This window comes from Singulisphaera sp. GP187, from assembly GCF_900129635.1.
Classification (GTDB): Bacteria; Planctomycetota; Planctomycetia; order Isosphaerales; family Isosphaeraceae; genus Singulisphaera.
The window spans coordinates 872,230-891,119 of the sequence record NZ_FSRB01000002.1; the positions used below are offsets into that span (position 1 = coordinate 872,230).

14 protein-coding genes and 1 pseudogene are annotated in these 18,890 nt (G+C 61.4%); 6 read left to right on the forward strand and 9 right to left on the reverse strand.

What is annotated here, in order from left to right; all coding sequences use genetic code 11:
- Positions 1 to 189: 189 nt before the first annotated feature.
- Entirely contained in the window at positions 190 to 309 is a 120-nt protein-coding gene (locus BUS42_RS45470; RefSeq protein WP_254053836.1) for a PEP-CTERM sorting domain-containing protein, read from the reverse strand.
- A gap of 1,554 nt (positions 310 to 1,863) precedes the next feature.
- Between BUS42_RS45470 and BUS42_RS27935 the strand changes: the two genes are divergently transcribed.
- Positions 1,864 to 3,663 (forward strand): tetratricopeptide repeat protein, encoded by a 1,800-nt coding sequence (locus BUS42_RS27935; protein WP_074312507.1) that lies wholly within the window; start codon positions 1,864 to 1,866, stop codon positions 3,661 to 3,663.
- A gap of 585 nt (positions 3,664 to 4,248) precedes the next feature.
- On the opposite strand, the gene BUS42_RS27940 is transcribed toward BUS42_RS27935, so the two are convergent.
- Positions 4,249 to 4,491 (reverse strand): hypothetical protein, encoded by a 243-nt coding sequence (locus BUS42_RS27940; protein WP_074312509.1) that lies wholly within the window; start codon positions 4,489 to 4,491, stop codon positions 4,249 to 4,251.
- 707 nt (positions 4,492 to 5,198) lie between these two features.
- Here BUS42_RS27940 and BUS42_RS27950 point away from each other — a divergent pair.
- A complete protein-coding gene (locus BUS42_RS27950) occupies positions 5,199 to 6,656 on the forward strand; it encodes a tetratricopeptide repeat protein (protein WP_074312513.1) in 1,458 nt (485 codons plus the stop codon).
- 293 nt (positions 6,657 to 6,949) lie between these two features.
- Entirely contained in the window at positions 6,950 to 7,678 is a 729-nt protein-coding gene (locus tag BUS42_RS45475) for a helix-turn-helix domain-containing protein (RefSeq protein ID WP_254053837.1), read from the forward strand.
- Between the two features lie 290 nt (positions 7,679 to 7,968).
- Here the strand turns inward: BUS42_RS45475 and BUS42_RS27965 are convergent, their stop codons facing one another.
- The 5 genes and pseudogenes from BUS42_RS27965 to BUS42_RS43135 all read right to left on the reverse strand — a co-directional run bounded on the left by BUS42_RS27965 (position 7,969) and on the right by BUS42_RS43135 (position 13,170).
- Positions 7,969 to 9,504, reverse strand: a complete 1,536-nt coding sequence (locus BUS42_RS27965) for a YifB family Mg chelatase-like AAA ATPase (RefSeq protein WP_074315416.1) — start codon at positions 9,502 to 9,504, stop codon at positions 7,969 to 7,971.
- Positions 9,505 to 10,049: 545 nt separating this feature from the next.
- On the reverse strand, positions 10,050 to 10,511 hold the full coding sequence (locus BUS42_RS27970) for a hypothetical protein (RefSeq protein ID WP_074312517.1): 462 nt from the start codon (positions 10,509 to 10,511) through the stop codon (positions 10,050 to 10,052).
- 73 nt (positions 10,512 to 10,584) lie between these two features.
- A complete protein-coding gene (locus BUS42_RS27975) occupies positions 10,585 to 11,004 on the reverse strand; it encodes a hypothetical protein (RefSeq protein WP_074312519.1) in 420 nt (139 codons plus the stop codon).
- Between the two features lie 1,089 nt (positions 11,005 to 12,093).
- A pseudogene (locus tag BUS42_RS46720) lies at positions 12,094 to 12,572 on the reverse strand (bacterioferritin).
- Positions 12,573 to 12,789: 217 nt separating this feature from the next.
- Positions 12,790 to 13,170 (reverse strand): hypothetical protein, encoded by a 381-nt coding sequence (locus BUS42_RS43135; RefSeq protein ID WP_074312523.1) that lies wholly within the window; start codon positions 13,168 to 13,170, stop codon positions 12,790 to 12,792.
- Between the two features lie 1,094 nt (positions 13,171 to 14,264).
- On the opposite strand from BUS42_RS43135, the gene BUS42_RS27995 reads away from it, so the two are divergent.
- The 3 genes from BUS42_RS27995 to BUS42_RS28005 all read left to right on the forward strand — a co-directional run bounded on the left by BUS42_RS27995 (position 14,265) and on the right by BUS42_RS28005 (position 16,832).
- Positions 14,265 to 15,341: an NHL domain-containing protein gene (locus tag BUS42_RS27995; protein WP_074312525.1), complete on the forward strand. Its 1,077-nt coding sequence runs from the start codon at positions 14,265 to 14,267 to the stop codon at positions 15,339 to 15,341.
- A 113-nt stretch (positions 15,342 to 15,454) separates the two neighbouring features.
- Positions 15,455 to 16,435, forward strand: coding sequence for a YheT family hydrolase (locus BUS42_RS28000; protein WP_254053840.1), 981 nt, complete (start codon positions 15,455 to 15,457; stop codon positions 16,433 to 16,435).
- A gap of 61 nt (positions 16,436 to 16,496) precedes the next feature.
- On the forward strand, positions 16,497 to 16,832 hold the full coding sequence (locus tag BUS42_RS28005; protein ID WP_074312529.1) for a hypothetical protein: 336 nt from the start codon (positions 16,497 to 16,499) through the stop codon (positions 16,830 to 16,832).
- Positions 16,833 to 16,875: 43 nt separating this feature from the next.
- On the opposite strand, the gene BUS42_RS28010 is transcribed toward BUS42_RS28005, so the two are convergent.
- On the reverse strand, positions 16,876 to 17,496 hold the full coding sequence (locus tag BUS42_RS28010) for a hypothetical protein (RefSeq protein WP_074312531.1): 621 nt from the start codon (positions 17,494 to 17,496) through the stop codon (positions 16,876 to 16,878).
- Entirely contained in the window at positions 17,489 to 18,793 is a 1,305-nt protein-coding gene (locus BUS42_RS28015) for an MFS transporter (protein WP_074315419.1), read from the reverse strand. The genes BUS42_RS28010 and BUS42_RS28015 overlap by 8 nt, the downstream gene beginning before the upstream one ends.
- Between the last annotated feature and the right edge of the window lie 97 nt (positions 18,794 to 18,890).

Here is an 18,890-nt window from a genome sequence, read left to right on the forward strand (position 1 = left end):
GCTGTCGACGCCTCAAGCGAAATCTGCGTGAAGTGTGATCGGAGCCTCTCCAAGTCGCTGTCCGTTGCGGCTCGGATTGTGAAATGTGGCTCGTGATCGGACTCGCCTGGCCGTTTGAGATCGGTTGGCCCAAACTTCAAGTTGGCTTCGACTCCCACGATCAGGAATCGCTTGCGAGCGGGCGAAACGTCATGCCGGTGAAATGTGCAAGTCGGCATTTTTCCTTCGCTTGAGAACGGAAAGGACGCCGATCAGGATCAAGCCGATCCCAAAGGAAATGAACGAGGCCGGCTCCGGCGCAGCAACCACGGGATGCGTGGGATCCGTCGGAGTGACCGTTCCAGGGTTTGTTGAAGGGTCCGTCGGAGGCGTTAAGGTCCCGGGTGGCGGGCCGGACGTTTCTGACGGAGCCTCGGTGCCAGGAGTGGTAGGCAAGGGGGCCGTCGGAGGACTCAATGTCTCGGGTGACAGTGTCGGTGTTTCTAAGGGGTTGCCGATTGGATGAGTGATCAAACAATGCTCGCGTGCCTGGGCGTCTCGAGCGAGCAGTCGACCCAGAAACGGGTGATTGTGGGTGAAACGACCGGGATTTAGCGCGTAGCGACTTCGAAGTCCGTCGTAGAACTTCCCCTGCGGTAACATCCCGATGCACTTGGCGTCAGTGAGCAACGGGGCCAGCGTGGGATGGTAAAACGTGAATCGGCCAGAATTCAATTCCATCCTCGTCCCAAGCTCACTCCAGCGGGCCGTTACAGGAGCATGCCCTGTGAACGAATAGACAGTAAGTTCGTGTCGCGAAACCATCAATCCCATGCCTTGAGCTCCAGGGGCGTTAAGCTTAGCTCACACTTTCGAATCCTAGTGTGAAAAAATGCAGGCTTCCATGCCTTGTTGCGAATTAACCACCAAGCCGTCGTGGTCGTCACCGTTCTGCGGAACCGGACTTGTTGAGGCCTCCTGCCCCTTGTTCGCAAACGATTCCGTCGGCTCCCGACGAGCCGGACTCACTCTGGCTTCGGAGTGGAGGCCCGAGCCCGTTGGCTCAGATCCCCTCCATAGCGGTGCGGAGGACGGACCCTCGGAAGACTTGTGCCCGCTCATCCTCGCCTACGCGGGCCAACCGCATTCGTGACCCCTACCGGCCTCCCGAGCCTGTGGGAACTCACGGGAGTTCGAAAAATCAGGAACAGGAGGGCCGATGAGGCCGCCGAGGTCGAACCCATCGGCGCGAGTGAGAATGGCGTCGGCGAAGCTCGGTGCCCGGTCCGTTCGTTGGCCAGACGTTCTCCCGTTGTGGACTTTCCGCTCACCCGCCTTCCGCCTCCCTTTATTCTGGACGACTCGGGCCAATCTGCCGGTGGTCCGAATCTCGGGGATTCACAGCGAGGTTCTTCCCAAAGTTTGTGGGGACTTATGGGTCGTGTCCGGCTCGCCGCGCGATGAATGCTTAACTTTGCCGTCTGAAGTGGCGAAAGGAAAATGGGTTTCGCTCGCCCGTCGTGTCACCGCACGCTGACCAAGATCGGCGTTTCAGCTCCCGCTCGATGGACGATAGACACCATCCACGATGGGAGCAGCCCTCGCGTGCTCAACCTCCGGCAATCCATGACGAACGGCTCCGTGGTGAAAGCCGTGCGTCTTGATTTGTCGAATCGGCTGGTATCTTCCTTGCCTCAGAGCAACGTAAACATGGAGCATGCATGCCTCTGCATTCGCAAATTGGTTCGCACAACTTTTCGAGGAGCCGCGAATAATAGATTGGCGGCTGACTGACTCAAGACGTGGTGTTCTTGCTGTCAGCCCATCGCCCGCGCGTGGGAGGAGTAGAGTCTCCCGTTTCGAGCCTTTTCAAGGGAGGCGGCGATGCGTCGCTTTCGATTCTCGATCACGGCAGCCAGCGTCTTGCTGGCGGTAGCCCTGGCTGGTGTTCCGGCCGCCTTCGCCCGTGGTGGCGGTGGTGGCGGACACGGTGGTGGATTCGGTGGTGGCGGGTTCCACGGTGGTGGATTTGGTGGTGGCGGGTTCCACGGCGGTGGATTTGGTGGTGGCGGGTTCCGCGGCGGAGGATTTGGCGGTGGCGGGTTCCGTGGTGGTGGATTCGGTGGTGGCGGGTTCCGTGCCCCCTCCTCCATCGCGCCAAGGACATTTAGCGCCCCCATGGGAGGATTTCGCGGTGGCAACGTGATGCGAGCGCCCGCAATGGGCGGATCGCGAATCCAAAACTTCTCCGGGGCGCGTGGGTTCCAGCCCGGCCGTGCCTCGGTCGGCACGCGTGCTCCGGTCGCCAACTTGGGCAATCGAGCTGGCGTCGGCAATTTCCGAAGCTTCGGTAATCGTTCTCCGGTCGCCAACTTTGGCAACCGAACTGGCATGGGCAACTTCCGGAGCTTCGGTAACCCAGGATTCGCGGGTGTCAATCGCGTCAGCAGCATCAACAATGTGAATCGGACCAACATCGTCTCCAACCGGTCTCAGTTCAACAATTTCGGCGGCCGAGGTTTTGGGCGTTTCGGGCGTGGCTTCGGCTTCGGCTGGGGCTTCTTTCCGTTCGGCTGGGGCGGCTGGTGGTTCCCGTGGGGATTCGGGCTCGGGTACGGCCTGGGCGGCTATGGGTATGGCGGCTATGGGTACGGCGGATACGGGAATTGGGGTTATCCGTACGGCTATGGGTATGACGACTATGGATACGCGCCGACGAGCTGGCTGTACGGTGGGAGCCTCTATGGGTATGGCTATTCGCCGTATTCGAACCCCTACTACGATTCGTTGACCGGGGTTGCGGTCGACCCCTACAACTATGCGCTGCCGATCAATACAGGGAGCGCACCACCCGCGGACGCCGCGGCCGATGAAGCCGTCGCGCTCTTCGGCTCGGCGCGCGACTCGTTCAAGGAGGGCAGCTTCGCGGCGGCGCTCCAACAGGCAGACGCCGCGCTGGTCAAGAGTCCCAACGACACGTCCTTGCACGAGTTCCGTGCGCTCTGTCTGTTTGCGCTGGGACGCTATGACGAGTCGGCGACCGTTCTGTACGCTGTTCTCTCGGTGGGACCCGGCTGGGATTGGCCGACGCTGATCGGTCTCTATCCCAACATTGACGTCTACACGACGCAGCAGCGTGCCCTGGAGGCCTATTGCAACGCCAACCCGCAATCGTCCTCGGCCCGATTCGTGCTGGGTTACCACTACCTGACCCAGGGGCATATCGACGCCGCGGCGAGCACGCTCAAGCAGGTGGTCGCATTGAAGCCGAGCGACACCCTCTCGGCGAAGTTGCTCGAAACGCTCGAGTCCGTCCGCAAGCACGCGGCGGCGGGCGGCACCGAGGCTGTTCAGCCGTCGCCGGCTCCCGCGTCGGTCCCGGCCGTGAACACCGCCCTGCCTGAAGGGGCGACGATCAGCGGCGCCTGGACCGTCCAGCCGAGCCCCGATACCTCGGTGTCGCTGACGATCCAGGCCGATGGAGCGTTCCACTGGCAGGTCGCCCAGAAGGGCCAGACTCGTGAGTTCGCAGGCCACTCGAATTTCGGGGGTGGCATCTTGACGCTGGTCCCGGACAAGGGCCTGCCCATTGTGGGTCGCGTGAGCTGGACCGACCCCAGCCACATGACCTTCCGCGTCATCGGCGACCGCCCTGATGCCCCGGGGTTGAGCTTCACGAAGTGAATCGAATCGCGTAACCGGTTCACAAAATCAAACACACCTGCCGGTCACCGACCGGTGCGCCGCCTGGAGTGATCCAGGCGGCCACGACCCCAAGAGGTCGTCAAGATCACGACTGGTTTCGCTGTTTTTCTCAGCAATCGAGATCCTTCCCTTTGGCATAGAATGTACACGAAGCAAGGAAAATTATCGTGATTGCTTATGCCCTGCCGTCTGGGTGGTGCCTGGCCGCAAATGAGGGATCAGGTCGATCCAGGTCACTGTCCTCGGGTCGTCGAGTGCGACGTTGACCGGTTGGAGCAGGGCTGGGTCGGGTCGACTGTAAGGAACGCCCGGGGAGGGTGCATTCCCGGGCCCTCCCGGGTTGATTTATTGAGTCAACCGAACGGCCTTCGTCCGAATGATCGGAGCTTGTTCCCGTTCGGTGGCGAGTGGGAGGACGGGAAGAGAGAACGTGTGAGTCGTCGTGACAGTCTCAATCCAGGGTGTGACTCCCCACTCCCCCACCCGGGGCTGGTCTGGAGCTTCCCCACGAATGGCGAGCGATCCTATGACCGGTGCTGGCGCCATCGGGCGCCGGGCTCCATGTCACCGAACGAGTTCGAACGAATCACGCCCGCCTTCCTCGGGGTACTCCATCTTGAGGACGTCGCTCGGCTGCGAGGCGAGTGCCTTGATGTAGGCCACCGTGGCCTCCTGGCGATTCCGCTCCGCCTGGGCTCGATCGAGGGCCAGAGCGGACCCGAGGATCAGCAGTCCGCCGAAGGAGGCGAGAGCTTGCCATCGTCGCTTCGACGCTCGCAGTCGTTTGACCTGGATATCAAGTTCCATCGAAGTGATTCCGTGTTGCCTAACGCCAAGGAACTGAGCGGCCGGCCACAGTGGCCTCTCGCTCAACCATGTTACTGCGGCCGGCCCGCTCCAGCGACAGGGTTAGGCGGCAGCGTCACGATTGGCCAGGCACCCAAATTGAACAAAACGGGAGGCCAGGGTGACCTGTTCGGACGCCCGGCTAATATGCTATTCTACTTAAACTACTCAAGCTTCCTCGCTGAAGTGCCTGGCGACTTAGCCCCTCGCTGATCTTCGCGCCCCAGGTGGCCGGGATCTTGAGCAACCGATTCACCTCGTCGTACAACAATCCCGCCTCGACCAGCTTCCTCACCGTCAGTAGGAGCACGTCGTCGAAGAACTCGCCCATCTTGTCGGCCCCGAGAAACACCACGGCAAGGTGTTTGCGCTCATCCCACTGAACTGTCGAAGTGGTCTGTTCCGTCAGTGTGGTGTGAGCCCGATCTCATATGGCGCATCTCGGGACTATAGGCCACTGGGGAACCCCATGGGGTTTCTACTGTCATAACCCCTTTTGTAGTACCAGCCAATCGCGATTTCCAGTTCCGTCGATTTCCCCGCCACCGCCGCCAGAACGCATCCAGAATCACCGGGACTCTGTCGCCAGGGCCTATTGAGTGGTGCCCCATCGTCCCTTATTCTCAATAAGGATAGCTCAAGCAAAATTCTGACGATGCGAGACCCCAATGAAGAATCTGATGATGTGGTCCGTATTTGCTCAGCTAACGATGGCTGGCTTGGCGAACGCCCAGACGAAAGACCCCTGGGTCGGCAGGCGTGTCTTCACGCGGTTCGGGACGGTCCTCAAAGTCGGGAATAAGGTCGTGGACGATGAAGGACGTACCGCCAGCATCACGGCTTCGGGAAAAGACCGGAAGTCTAGCCGTACCTACCGAGTCCAGCACGTCAACGGCAAGTGGCTCTGGCTCCAGGACGAGATGAGCGGGATCAGCGGTTGGGTGCAGGCCAAGCACGTCATCCCCTACGAGCAAGCCATTGATTTCTATACCAACCGGATCAGAGCGAACCCTGAATCGCATCTTTATAATTCAAGAGGGCTAGTATGGCACGAGAAGGGAGAGGCTGACATCGCCATCGCCGACTACAATGAGGCCATCCGACTTGAGCCGAATGAAGCCTTGTATTTCAACAATCGGGGTATCGCCTGGAAGGACAAGAATGAATGCGAGAAGGCTCTCGCCGACTTCAACGAGGCAATTCGACTCGATCGAACTTATGCCAGAGCTTTCAAAAATCGGGGGGACACTTGGAGAGTCATGAAGAACGACGAAAAGGCCATCGCTGATTACAGTGAAGCCATTCGGCTCGATCCCCAATACGTAAACGCATACAACAGTCGTGCCCTCGCCTGGAAGGACGAGAAGGAATACGAAAAGGCTATCGCCGACTACACTACAGCTATCCGAATCGATCCGGGCTATGTCCATGCGTACAATAACAGAGGCAACGTCTGGCTGGACAAGAAGGAACACGAAAAGGCTATCGCTGACTACACTACAGCTATCCGAATCGATCAGGGATATGTGCATGCGTATAACAACAGAGGCAATGCCTGGAAGGACAAGAAGGAGCACGAAAAAGCCATCGCTGATTACAATACGGCCATTCGGCTCGATCCCAAATATGCCTATGCTTGCAACAACAGAGCTTTGGTGTTGAGCAGTAAAAATGAATACGGGAAAGCGATTATGGATTGCAACGAAGCCATTCGTCTCGGCCCAGAACATGCGTGGGCATTCAAGAATCGGGGTGACTTCTGGCGGAATAAGAAAGAGTATGACAAAGCCCTGTCCGACTACAACGAGGCCACCCGACTCGACCCTAAATTTGCCGAACCCTACAACGGACGTGCTTGGTTGTGGGCTACCTGTCCCGATGAAAGGTTCCGAGACGGGAAGAAGGCAGTGGAATCAGCCACCACGGCTTGCGAATTGAGCGAATGGAAAGATACAAATATCCTCGGTACCCTCGCCGCCGCTTACGCCGAGTCGGCAAATTTCGATAAAGCCGTAGAATGGCAAGAGAAGGCTCACAGGCTTTCGACCGACACCGAGAACAAGAAAGAGTTTGAGGAGAGGCTGAAGCTCTATAAGGACAAGAAGCCGTATCGGGACACTAGGTGATCGACCGCAAACCTGTCTCAGGTTGGCGCCACAGCCTCCACGACCAACACGTCGAATCAAGCCAGGAACGACCGGATTGGCCAGGCACCCAAATTGAACAAAGCGGGAGGCTTGGGTGACCTGTTTGTGCGTTCGGCTAAACTGCTATTCTGCCTAAGCTGCTCAAGCCTCCTCACCGAATTGCCTGGCGGCTTCGTCTCTGGCGGCTTAGTCTTAGTCCGTCGATGGTGGCGATCGGAAAATGTCAGATCCGACCTATTGCTTTGATGGCGGATCTGACACATGATTCCTCCGTGAGCACGGCGAACGAGCAACCCCAAACCCTGTTCTTTCTCCACGGCGAGATCAAGACTCCGCCCTTCTCGGAAGCGGCGAGGCTCGAGGCGGGGGCGTTGCTCCGCCGGCTCCAGGATTGCGAGATCTTCGGCATGCCCCACTCCCGTCCCATGCCCAGCATCGGGCCCCGGTGTCACGAGTTGCGGATCAAGGACGAGAACCGGCCCTGGCGGGTCGTCTACCGTGTATCGATGCGGGGACGATCGTGGTTGCCGATGTGTTCGCCAAGACCACTCAGCAGACGCCGAAGGCCGCGATCGACCGTTGCAAGGCGCGACTCGCCCGGTACGATGAGGCTCTGGCCAAGGCGAGGAAGGAAAGACCTAGTGGATAAGCACGAACTCGAAGCGTTGGAGGCGGCTGGCTTCCGGGCCACGACCGTGGCCGAGTTCCTCGGCTTGACGGAGGTCGAGGAGAAGATCGTAGAATTCCGCGTGATGTTGGCTCGGGCCGTCCGCGAGGGCCGTGAGGCGAAGGGGCTGACCCAGAAGCAACTCGCCGGGGCGATCGGGTCGAGCCAATCCCGGATCGCGAAACTCGAATCCGCGACGGCCGACACGTCGGTGGACCTGATGCTGAAGGCGCTGTTCACGGTCGGCCGTCAAGTGCCCGAGGGGCTGGCGGTCGCGTCATCGAGCCCGGAGCCGAAGCCAGCGAGGAAGCCCAAGGCAAAAACGAAGGCGTGACCGGCTAGGCGTGCCAGAATTCCCCCATGGGGGAATTAGGGTGTTTCCTTCTTGGCCCGCCACTCAAACGAGAACCACGCTCCGTCGGGAGTCTGGAGAACCGTGTGGATCACGATTGGCCAGGCACCCAAATTGAACAAAGCGGGAGGCCTGGGTAGCCTGTCTGGACGCCCGGCTAAACTGCTATTCTGCCTAAACTACTCAAGCCTCCTCGCTGACGTGCCTGGCGATAGCCCATCTGGAGCACCTCACCGCAAACCCAAGCGAGACAGAGCCACGTGCGGCGTTGCTCAGGCCCAGACGGAGCGGTCGAGCGAGCGGTATCCGACGGCCTCGGCGATGTGTTGGGGGAGGATGATCTCGCTTTCTTCGAGGTCGGCCATGGTGCGTGCGACTCGGAGCACCTTGTCGTGGGCCCGGGCCGAGAGGCCGAGTTCCTCCATGGCAGCCTTGAGTAGGCTGAGCGCCTCGGGCCGGAGCGGACAGAACTTGCGGACTTGGCGGGGCGTCATCCGGCCGTTGACGACCGGGCCCTTGTTGCCGAAGCGTTGGGCTTGGCGGGTGCGGGCCTTGAGGACCTGGTTGAGGAACTCGGCCGAGGTTGGCCCTGGAGGCGCCTCGGTGAGTTGGGTGAACGGGACGGCGGGGACCTCGACGTGGAGGTCGATGCGGTCGAGGAGCGGCCCGGAGATTTTGCTGAGGTATTTTTCGACTTGGGGCGGGGTGCAGTTGCAGGCGCGTCGCGGGTCGCTGCGGTATCCGCAGGGGCAGGGATTCATGGCGGCGACGAGGACGAAGTCAGCGGGGAAGGTGGTGCTCCGCAAGGCTCGACTGATGGTGACGTGGCCTTCCTCAAGGGGCTGGCGGAGAACTTCGAGGGTCTTGCGATTGAACTCGGGGAGCTCGTCAAGGAACAAAACGCCTTTATGTGCTAAACTGATCTCCCCCGGCTGGGGCGTGCTGCCGCCGCCGACGAGTCCGGCGTCGCTGACGGAGTGGTGGGGCGATCGAAACGGTCGGACGGCCATGAGCGGCTCACCGGGGCGGAGCAAGCCCATGGCGCTGTAGATTCGGGTGGTCTCGAGGCTCTCGGTTGGCGTCAAGGAGGGCATGATCGTGCCCAGCCGCTTGGCGAGGAGCGTCTTGCCGGTGCCAGGAGGGCCGATCATCAGGACGTTATGGCCGCCGGCGGCGGCGATGACGAGGGCCCGCTTGGCGTAGTCCTGTCCTTTGACGTCGACGAAGTCTTCCTCGCCGCGAGTCAGGCGGCGGAAGACTTCTTCGAGGTCAACCGATCGGGGGTCGATGTCGAGCTGTCCGGAGAGGAATCCGACGGCCTCGGCGAGGCTGCCGATCGGGAAAACCGGGATTCCTTCGACGACGGCGGCCTCGGAGGCGTTGGCCTCGGGGACGAGCAGGCCGTCGAACTTTTCGTGGGCGGCGGCGAGAGCCATGGCGAGGACGCCCTTGATCGGGCGGGTTTCGCCGGTGAGAGCGAGCTCGCCGACGACGGCGTACCGTCCCGGTCGTTCCATGGCGGCCTGGCCGCTGCCGACGAGCATGCCCAGGGCGATCGGGAGGTCGAACCCGCTGGCCTCTTTTTTGAGGTCGGCCGGTGCGAGGTTGATGATAATGCGATCAATCGGCCGGCGATATCCGGAATTCACCAGGGCGCGTTCCACCCGGTGGGTGCTCTCGCGGACCGCGGCCTCGGCGAGGCCGACGAGGACGGTTTTGGGCATTGAGGAGGAGGAGATATCAACCTCGACCTCAACCGTGACAGCCTCGATCCCGACGAGGGTGAAGGAGGCGAACTTGGCGAGCATGAAGGCCTCGACCACCCGTGTGATAAGCATCGCCGTCAGCGCCATTGCCGCGGCATGATCGACATCAGTTTAGCATGAGAGGGCGGGCGAATCATCCTTGCACTCGAAAATCTAGCGAGGCGTTCAGGCAACAGTCCTGCGGGCTGGCGACTCGATGAGGGCGTCTTGCTCGTCAGCCCTCCAGAACCGAGGCGGCAGACTGGATTTTACCCTCTCTTGCCTGAACTGCTGAAATGTTGACGAAGTTGCAATTGGATTAAGTAAACATTTCGGTTTGTTTATGGCTGATTGTTCGTAAGGTGTTTGATTGGAATTGAAAAGCGGAGCGTCGAAGAGTTCATGAGCCTGGAGGTCGACGAAGCCGAGTTGTTGGCGAAGGTCCGGAGGAATCTCGATCGCCTCTGAATCCAGTTCTCGGAGATCTGGCCTTACGGACGATTTTCCGGAGGACGGGCAGGCTTGTCAGGATGACCGATGAACGAGTTGGTCCGATGGGAGCCGGAACCGAAGAGCGGTGACGAAGCCCAGTACGTCGCCGGCCTGGATCAAAAGGGTTGGGCATTGGAACGGAAGTCGCCGAACAGGCTAATGGCCTCGGAGGCTAGGTGCCACTCAGCGGACTGGGTCGGCGCAGCGACCCAGGGTCGGTCGGCGGCGTGGAGGCACTGAAGTGACATTGAGTCGAGGCGCGCGGCGATCGATTCGAACTGGCGGATGTACTGGGTGTGAACCGTCACGCGTCTTTTGGTCGCGTTGGCTTCGACGCGTCCCGGGAGGTACTCCAGGTGGCAGCACCTGCAAAGGGGGGGCTTGGGATTATTACAGGCCTGGAACTCGGCCGCGTATTCCCGTGCCGACCTCCCCATGGCGGCCAGGCTGCGGGCTCGCGCATAGAGCCGCCCCCCTCGACCAATCGACCGATTAAGGGTCACCCAGGCCGATAGCGAGACTGCAAGCAGCGCGATCAATACCATCAGGCCCCGTAACGAAAACCGTGGCACACGCATAGCTCTGTCCTTGACCGGAGGGGACCGATCATCAAAACAATCGACGCCCCTGGTTGATGTTGAATCTCGATCTTCATGCGTTGGTCCAACCGAGCCCACAGCACCGTCGGCAGCACCAACGTTCACCCTGCAATTCCTCGTATCGAGTTCCATCGCAGAGAGAGCAAACCGCACCCCCGTCGGCCTTCGGAGGCAGGACTTCGACAAGTTCCGCCAGGCCGGCTTCCGGAGCCCAGCGGACGACGACGGAAGCGATGTCCTTCGGGGCCTCCAGCACCACGGGCGGGAAGCCTTCGTTGTCATTCACGGTGATCGCTCGCCCGTCCAGACCCAGGTATGCCGAGTGTCCGCCCCCGCTTTTGAGGCGGACGACCTCCTCGTTGAGGAACACCTCATCGACGACCTGAGGGCGACCAGCACGGCATTCCGCCAATTGGAGTTCACGCAATTGCCGGAGTCGCTCCCGCAACTGCTCGTCGATGGGTAATCTCATGGAAGTCAACTCATCGTCCGCACGAAGAACGCGGGTGTAATTGGCCCGATCATGAAGCCGTTATGGCCGGCGGCGGCGATGACCAGGGCCCGCGTGGCGTAGTCCTGGAGGCAAACTTGGCGACCATGAAGGCCTCGACCACCCGTGTGATGTGCATCGCTGTCAGCGCCATCGCCGCGGCATAATCGACATCAGTTTAGCAGAGCAGGACGTATCAATCATCCTATCGTTTGAAAATCAACGGTTCGGACCGGCACGCTTCGACTTTCTCTGCGGGAATGACGGGACGGCCAAGCTCGGTGGATGCTCGTTGGGCCAGGCAAGTTCTGAGTTTCGGGGCCGTGGCTCGACCACGTTTCTCTCGAATTTTCGCTCACTCCTGATGAATATCGACAGTGCAGCAGTGTGGATGCGTTGTCGTTGGGGTCGTCTGCGTGACTCGCCTGGAATCGCCTTCATGCGCGGTGCGGAGAGCGAGGGATTCACGAGACGATCGTCACACTCTGTAAAAGTTGCCGGGGAGGTGAGGCGGGCCTTCCAATGATCGCCCGAGGTCGTGGCGTTCGTGCCCTCAATTTCGGCGGTCGCAAGCGGTCGAACCGGAATCGGGGACAAAAGCCCAAGATGGAGTCTTGACATGTAACAGACGATTTTGGAAGGGGTTAGGGCGGATTCGGCGGGTCATTTTCACGGGGGGACGGCGAAATTTGAAGGTGGGGGGCGGCCTTTGGCGACTCATTTGCTTTAAGCTCGTGCGAGTTTCCCAAAGAGAGGCCAAGCAAGAGGAATGACCTCTCGCGTCTTGAGTGCGATCTCACCAACTCCGATTCCGAGTTGTCCCATGTCCGTCCTGTCACACCGAACTCCCGCCATCGAAACCCTTCAGCGAATGACGAGTCGCCTGGCCGACTCGAGCTTGACCATTGACGAAGCGAGTCTGCTTCGGTCCATGATCCATCAGTTAATGGACGAGATTAGCGCGGTGGTACCGGCACCGGATCGGATCGTCTGGCCCGACGATGGACGAGCCAACCGAGGCGGTCCGGTCTCGGCCGGCAGTGAGCCGACCGGCTCGTACCGGGTCCCGGCTCAGGAGCGAGAGACATCGGGCGCGTCGATCCCCAACGCGGTCGCCAGATCGGTTTGATGCTCCTGTTCGTCGATCAGGATCTCGCGGATCTGCTCGGCGATGGCGTACTCCCCGAGCGCCTCGCACTGGCGGGCCCGCTCGCGATAGGCCCGAATCGTATCGTTCTCGTTCTCGAGGTCGAACCGGAGCATGTTCTCCTCCGGCTCCGACGTCTTCACGGGCTTGACCGTGACCGTCGGCTGGCCGCCCAGATCGTCAATCTGGCCGGCGATCGTCAGGGCGTGAGCCAATTCCTCACCGGCATGGACCTCGAACTCCTTGGCAATACCCTGTACTGCGCACCTTTGATGGCCTGCGATTCAACGACGTAAGCGATGATCGCCTGGTATTCTCGGGAGCGGTCCTCGTTTAACAATCCGATCAATTCATCGTGTGTAATTGCCTTGCCGCTTTCCGATGCTTTTGATTTGTCAGCCATCGTCCACCCCCCCCAATGGTTCTCGTAAACCGGCCCAACACGCGGTCCTTTGCCAGCATAAAAGGATGCCGAGTCCCGTTCTGTCTTTCCGGTTCGGAGAAGATCAACGAGAGCCCTCTCCTGGGGGGTGGAGAGGAGAGGGGAAGCGAGTCGAATTGGGTTTGGAGGCTGGACCTTGCATCTGAGAATGGTCGAGTACCCATCCAGGGCCGAAACGTCAACGACGGTAGCCGCCATATCCCCGGCGGAAGCGAGGGGCGTAACTGTACCCGCGTCGGAAGCCCGGCGCGGAGTAATAAGGAGAGCGGGACACGTACGGGGGGAAGACGTACAACGGTGCGTAGTACGAACCCCCAGAGCCGAAGCGGTAGCCGGGGGCGCGGTAGCCGGAATAGTAATTCCGATACCCGAATCCACCGAAGCCGAAGCCGCCCACTCTCCCATAGCCTCGGGAGTAGCCGCCGCCATGGTGATAACCGCCTCCGCCGTGTCTGCCGCCGCTTCGAGCAAACGCCGTCGACCCCGACCCCGCGACAACGGCCAGCACCAAGGCCGCGGTTCCCAACACGCTCGATACCCGCCTGAACCAGGCACTCATCGGAATTCTCCTTCGAGAGGCGCGAGCCTCGTCGCGGAGCGAGGAACGCTCGCCCCTGCGTGGACTCCTCAGCTTGCGAGTGTCAGGAAGACCCCCCAGGTCTCATCCTCACCCGGCATTCTTCCTACGAGGGGAAAAGGCAAACTGGTCAGAGGATGCTTACTTTTTTTGATGCGGGCACCCCCCGATCCTCACGCATGGTTCGAGCCTCCGCCCGTCCGTCCGACCCGCCTCGCGGATGATGGGTGCGGGAAAGCCACGTTTTCCTTCGGACTCTGTCACGAAAGGTAGAATCATCGTAACCTGAGTAGGGAGGTCGACCTCCTTGGGAAGACAGCAGGGTGAGGCGACTCGCTGAACGACTCGTCAGACCGCGATGGGTGCGGTCCCCTGCCCCCACAAAGGATCTTCCCGCAATGAGTTCCTGCGCTGGGGGCAACCGACAACCGGTTGTCCCCAGCCTCATGGCGATTTCGCCGCGAAACGCCGCATGACGACCAGAAGTCTTGTGGGGTTTTGTCGAGTGGGTCAGGCCCATTCTTTCAAAGAAATGAAAATGAATTAATAAATTTGTTTTAGGTTGGTTTTTCTCGACTTGTGGGTTCCACTCCAGCGGCCTTCTTGGACTGGGTCGCTTTGTGCGATTCGATAGGCTTGCAACTCTTGATAATGCGTTTAAGGACGGATCTCCCGTTCAGAATTGCGCGGTCTGATTACCCCCCCTGGGACCGCGGGCGTCCCGCCCACAATTCAATTATCAATTTCAAAATTCCTTCCAAGAGCGGGCGGGACACCCGCGGTCCCAGGGGGGGGAGAAGAGCAGAAGAGGAGGACGGGCCGGTGCTATTCTTGGCTCGAACGGCACCGATTGAGGCTGCGCTTCTTCGATTGAAAACTGCCTCGATTGTCCAGAACCCCCAAATTCAAGTGGGCGATTGAGTGAATGGGTTGTGTGTCAACACGCCGACACGATTTTCCCGTCAGTCCCTGGAAGGGAGGGGAGCCGACGCTAGAATCTCAGAACGACCTGAACGCGTTTGTCGCAGGGCGTTCGAGACTTCGAAGCACCTTCAAGACTTCCAGGGCCCGTTGAAATGGCACTTTTGACCCTGCCTCTGGGAATTTGTTTGCTCGTTCTGGCCGATCCGACCATGTCGACGGCGGTTGGGACCGGCAAGCTGGGGCGGCCCGCGGATGGCGGACCCGCGGTCGAGGTGCCGTTGAACATGCCGTTTGACGTCGCGTTCGACTCGGGGGGCAACCTTTACCTTTCCGACACGATGAACCACTGTATTCGGCGGGTCGACGGTAAGACGGGGGCGATCACGACGGTTGTCGGCAGCGGGACCAAGGGGTTTTCAGGGGATGGTGGGCCTGCCTTGAAGGCGAAGTTGGACGAACCCTACGGAATTGTGCTCGATTCGCGCGGGAACCTTTACTTCGCCGATCGGCTCAATCGCAGGGTGCGCCGGGTTGATGCGGGGACGGGGATCATCACGACCGTGGCGGGGGATGGGTCCAAGACTTATTCGGGCGACGGTGGTCCTGGGACGCGGGCGGGTTTGGTCGAACCCAACGGAGTGGCGCTGGACCCCAAGGAAGCGCGGCTCTTCATTGCCGACGTGGCGGACAATCGGGTGCGCGTGCTGGACCTCGGGACGGGTGAAATCGCCGCGTTCGCGGGGACGGGCCGCGGCAAGTTCGCGGGGGACGGCGGACCGGCCTTGGCCGCCTCGATCGCGGGGGCCCGCGCTGTGGAGGTCGGGGCCGACGGCACGGTCTTCATCCTCGAACGGCAAGGCAACCGGCTCCGGGGCGTTGACCCGCGGGACGGCCTGATCACGACCCGGGCGGGCACGGGGGCCAAGGGGTATTCGGGTGACGGCGGCCCGGCGAAGGAGGCCACGTTCGACGGTCCCAAGGAATTGGCGATCGACCGCGCGGGGAACCTGTTCATTGTTGATACCGAGAATCACGCGATCCGGCGGATCGACGCCCGGACCGGCCTGATCCGGACCGTGGCCGGCACCGGTCGCCGGGGCGGTGAGGGGGACGGTGGCGCGGCCACCTCGGCCCTGTTGGACCGTCCCCATGGCGTGGCCGTGGGGCCCGATGGCGCGGTCTACATTGGTGACACCGGCAACCACCGGATTCGCAAGGTCGGCCCGTGAGTCGGGGACTGACGACGACACGTCTCGGGCTGAGCGGAAACGACGACCTCGGACTTTTTGCTATGACGAGCTTGATGGCACCACGGTGCTCTGACACGGGAATTCCCCCCTTCGTGCCCCATCCCTGGGTGCGTGGCGGGCACACCCAGACGATTGTGGGTCGCTATCTTCCCGGACCGCGGATCAAGTTCCCGTCGACGTCTCACGTGATCGACGTCGACCAGGGGGATCGGCTTTGCATCCTCGATTCCGCGCCGGAGGGGTGGGTGTCGGGGGACCCGGGGGTGGTCCTGATCCACGGACTCGGCGGCTGCGCTCGAGCGCCCTATGTGGTGCGCGTGGCCGCTCGCCTGTTGCGGTTGGGGATCCGGGTGGTTCGGATGAACCTCCGCGGCGCGGGTGCCGGGTTCGGATTGGCCCGGGGCATTTACCATGCGGGCCGCACCGAGGACGTGCGGCGGGTGGTCGACTGGCTCGGCTCCACGGCTCCCGGTTCGCCGCTTGCCGTGGCTGGGTTCTCCCTGGGGGCCAACCTGGCGTTGAAACTGGCGGCGGAAGCCGTCGACAGGCCGGTGGAGGGACTCGACTCGGTCCTGGCGGCCAATCCGCCGATCGACCTGGCGGCCTGTTGCCGACACATCCAGCGTCCGGAGAATCGGATTTACGACCGCAATTTCGTACGCCTACTCCGTGCCGAAGTGGCCCGGTTGCAGGCCCGCTTTCCCGACCTGGAACCGATCGACCTGACGCCTGCAAAGACCCTCCTCGACTTCGACGACCTCTACACTGCGCCCCGGAACGGTTTCCGAGACGCCGTTGATTATTACGCTCAGAGCAGTTCCGGGCCGCTGATCCCCCGGATCCAGATTCCCGGCTTGGTGATTCATGCCGAGGATGACCCCTTTATCCCTCCTGACCCATTTCGCTATATTAAATTTCCTCCCGGTTTGGCATTGGAATTGAATAGCAGTGGTGGGCACCTTGGCTATTTCAGCCGGACGCGCTGGGGTGGAAATCGCCGTTGGCTTGATGCACGCGTTGCGGCCTGGTTCGCAACGCGTTGGGGACGCGTCAACCCGCCTGTTGGATCTTGAGTCGACCTCTCGGACTGAGCCGACATCCCGCTTCGATAAGACTACGGAGGAGTGAACGACCATGCCTGACCGGCTTTTTAATAAGTATCGAGCGGCGATCGAAGTGCTTCAGAGCGGTCGCGACGTTTTGGTCGAGGGCCTCGCCAACGACATCCTCGATCAAGGGGAAGACTTGATTGAAGGGGGATTCCTCTTCAACGAATTCCTGGAAACCCAGGGAACTCGACTCCATTTTCTCGGCTTGCTGGTGAGTCAACTCGAGCAGTCGGCCGAGGCGCTCGAAGAGGCGAGTGTCCCGCCGCCCCCTCCCAAACCTCCGGCCAAGCGTCGACCACGTGCGAAAGCGAAAAAGCTCGAGCAGCAGGCCACCAAAAAAGAGTCGACGGACGAGCACTAAATCAAAGCCAGGGTGGGACCCGACCCGGGCCCGAGAGTGGAGATCAGGCGTCCCGGTGCCGGGCGGAGCGATGGACTTCGCCCCGGACAAACGCGGAAAGTTGCTCGGGATGGCCGAGGTTGAGCTCGCAAGGGATCCACTCCCCGGTGGATTCATCCAGGAGCGCGGCGCGGACCGAGCCTTTCGGGTGGGTGGACGGGTGACACCAGATGAGTCGATCGTCCTCGTTGGTGAACCCTTGGCCGTCCCACTGGCCAACCCCCCCCACGGCGGTCCGTAACGCGGTTCGAATCGCCAGGATTGCCTCGATCGCCGCGGGAGAATGGCTCATCGGCTCGGGATAGACCCGGATGGCATAGATCGCGCGGACGGTTTCCAGATAGTCGCTGAGCCAGCGGACGGCCGCGGGCGGGCCGCCCGAGTCGAGGCTGTCGATGTATTCGGCAACCTCTTCGGCTCCCAAGGTGTTGGGGGCGACTGGGTTGCATTCGATGGTGGCCCAGACGTTTTGCGAGTCGTTCGGGTCGGGACCGATCGCCAGATAGTTGCCGAGCGTGCCCGGATGATCCACGGACCAGACCGCGCCGATGTTGGCGGCTCGCTGAAGAGTGGCCAGAGGAATTTCCCGGTCGCTGGCGGTCAACAGGCGAAGATAGTCACCCATCGGCCGACTCCGTGACGAGGTTGCCCGTGAGTGCGACTGAACCCCGCACACCATCGGTTCCCAACGGACGCGCCTCGTCGCCGACGTCGATTCGTGGGGTGGTTGCGGAGTCCGGCCGGAAACTCGCACAAAAATAGACTAGCAGTGCCCCATCTATCACGCAAGGGATTAAGAATACCAAAGCGGAATCCCTGGAGAACCATGTTGATATTTCGCCCGCAAGCACGCTTCCCAAGAGCGAACCAATCCCCGCGGTAAGGACCGTTAAAAGGGCTTGCGCACCGGCGCGTCGCTCGGCGGGAGCGCGGCTGTCCATGAACACCTGCCCGCCGATCGTGAAGCAAGCGACGCCGATCCCTTGGAGTGGGATCCCGGCCAGGATGACCCAGAGGGGCGGGTCGACCACCAGGCTCAAGAATCGAACGGCCAGAGCGGCGATGCCGATCGCCAAGGTCCCTTGAAACTGGAACCGCCGAAACATCCCAGGGAGGACCGCCAAGGCGGCGATTTCGGGAACCTGGCCGAGGGTCATGGCCGTGGAGATCCAGGCGCGGGGCAACCCGCGCGACTCCAGGTGGGTGGGCAACACTTGATAGATGAACGGCGTGGTCAGGCAGACGCAAAAGGCGGTCCGCAAGTACACCTCGATCTCGCGACGACGGAGCATCGCGACCGCCGCGCGAAGGCCTGAAGTGGTCCGGGCGCCGACCGCCAGCGGGGGCGTATGCGGCAACGTCAGACTATAGACCGCGAGGACGAGGGAAAGGCCGGCCGCGACCCAGAACGCCTCATAGGCCCCTTGCCCGGCGCTCGACGAACCCACGCTCGACATCAGCACCGAGACGAACCAGCCGGCAACCATCCAGCCGATCGTGCCCCAGAGCCGCACCCCGGCAAATTCGTTTTGCGGTTTGGCCAGGTTGCGAAACGCGAGCGTCGCGCCGATCACGGTCGTTGGCGCCATCACCAGCCAGTAAGCGAGGAACCAGGCGAACAAGGGCCAGGGCGTGACCGAGACCCCCACGGCCAGGGCGGCCAGGATCGCCGCCCCCATCAGGTAAGCGAGGGCCAGGAACCGTTGGGCCGGCATCAGCCGGTCGACCAACTGGCCCGCGCCCAGGGGCATGGCGAACGACCCGAGAGCCAAGGTCGCGAAGATCCAACCGCGGCCCCGGCCATCGATCCCAAGGTCCCGCAGGTGGACCGCCAGGAGCGGCCAGAACGCCCCTTGGATCGCGTAGATCAAGGCCATCATCCCGGCGAGCCGCCACCGCGTTCGTGCGTCGATCCCTCCCACCGTCGGGTTCTCCTTTGAGTCGTTGCGGACCACCCGGGATGATGATCAAAAAGTTCTTGAAATTCGTATGCGCCGACATCGTGCATTGTGGATTCAA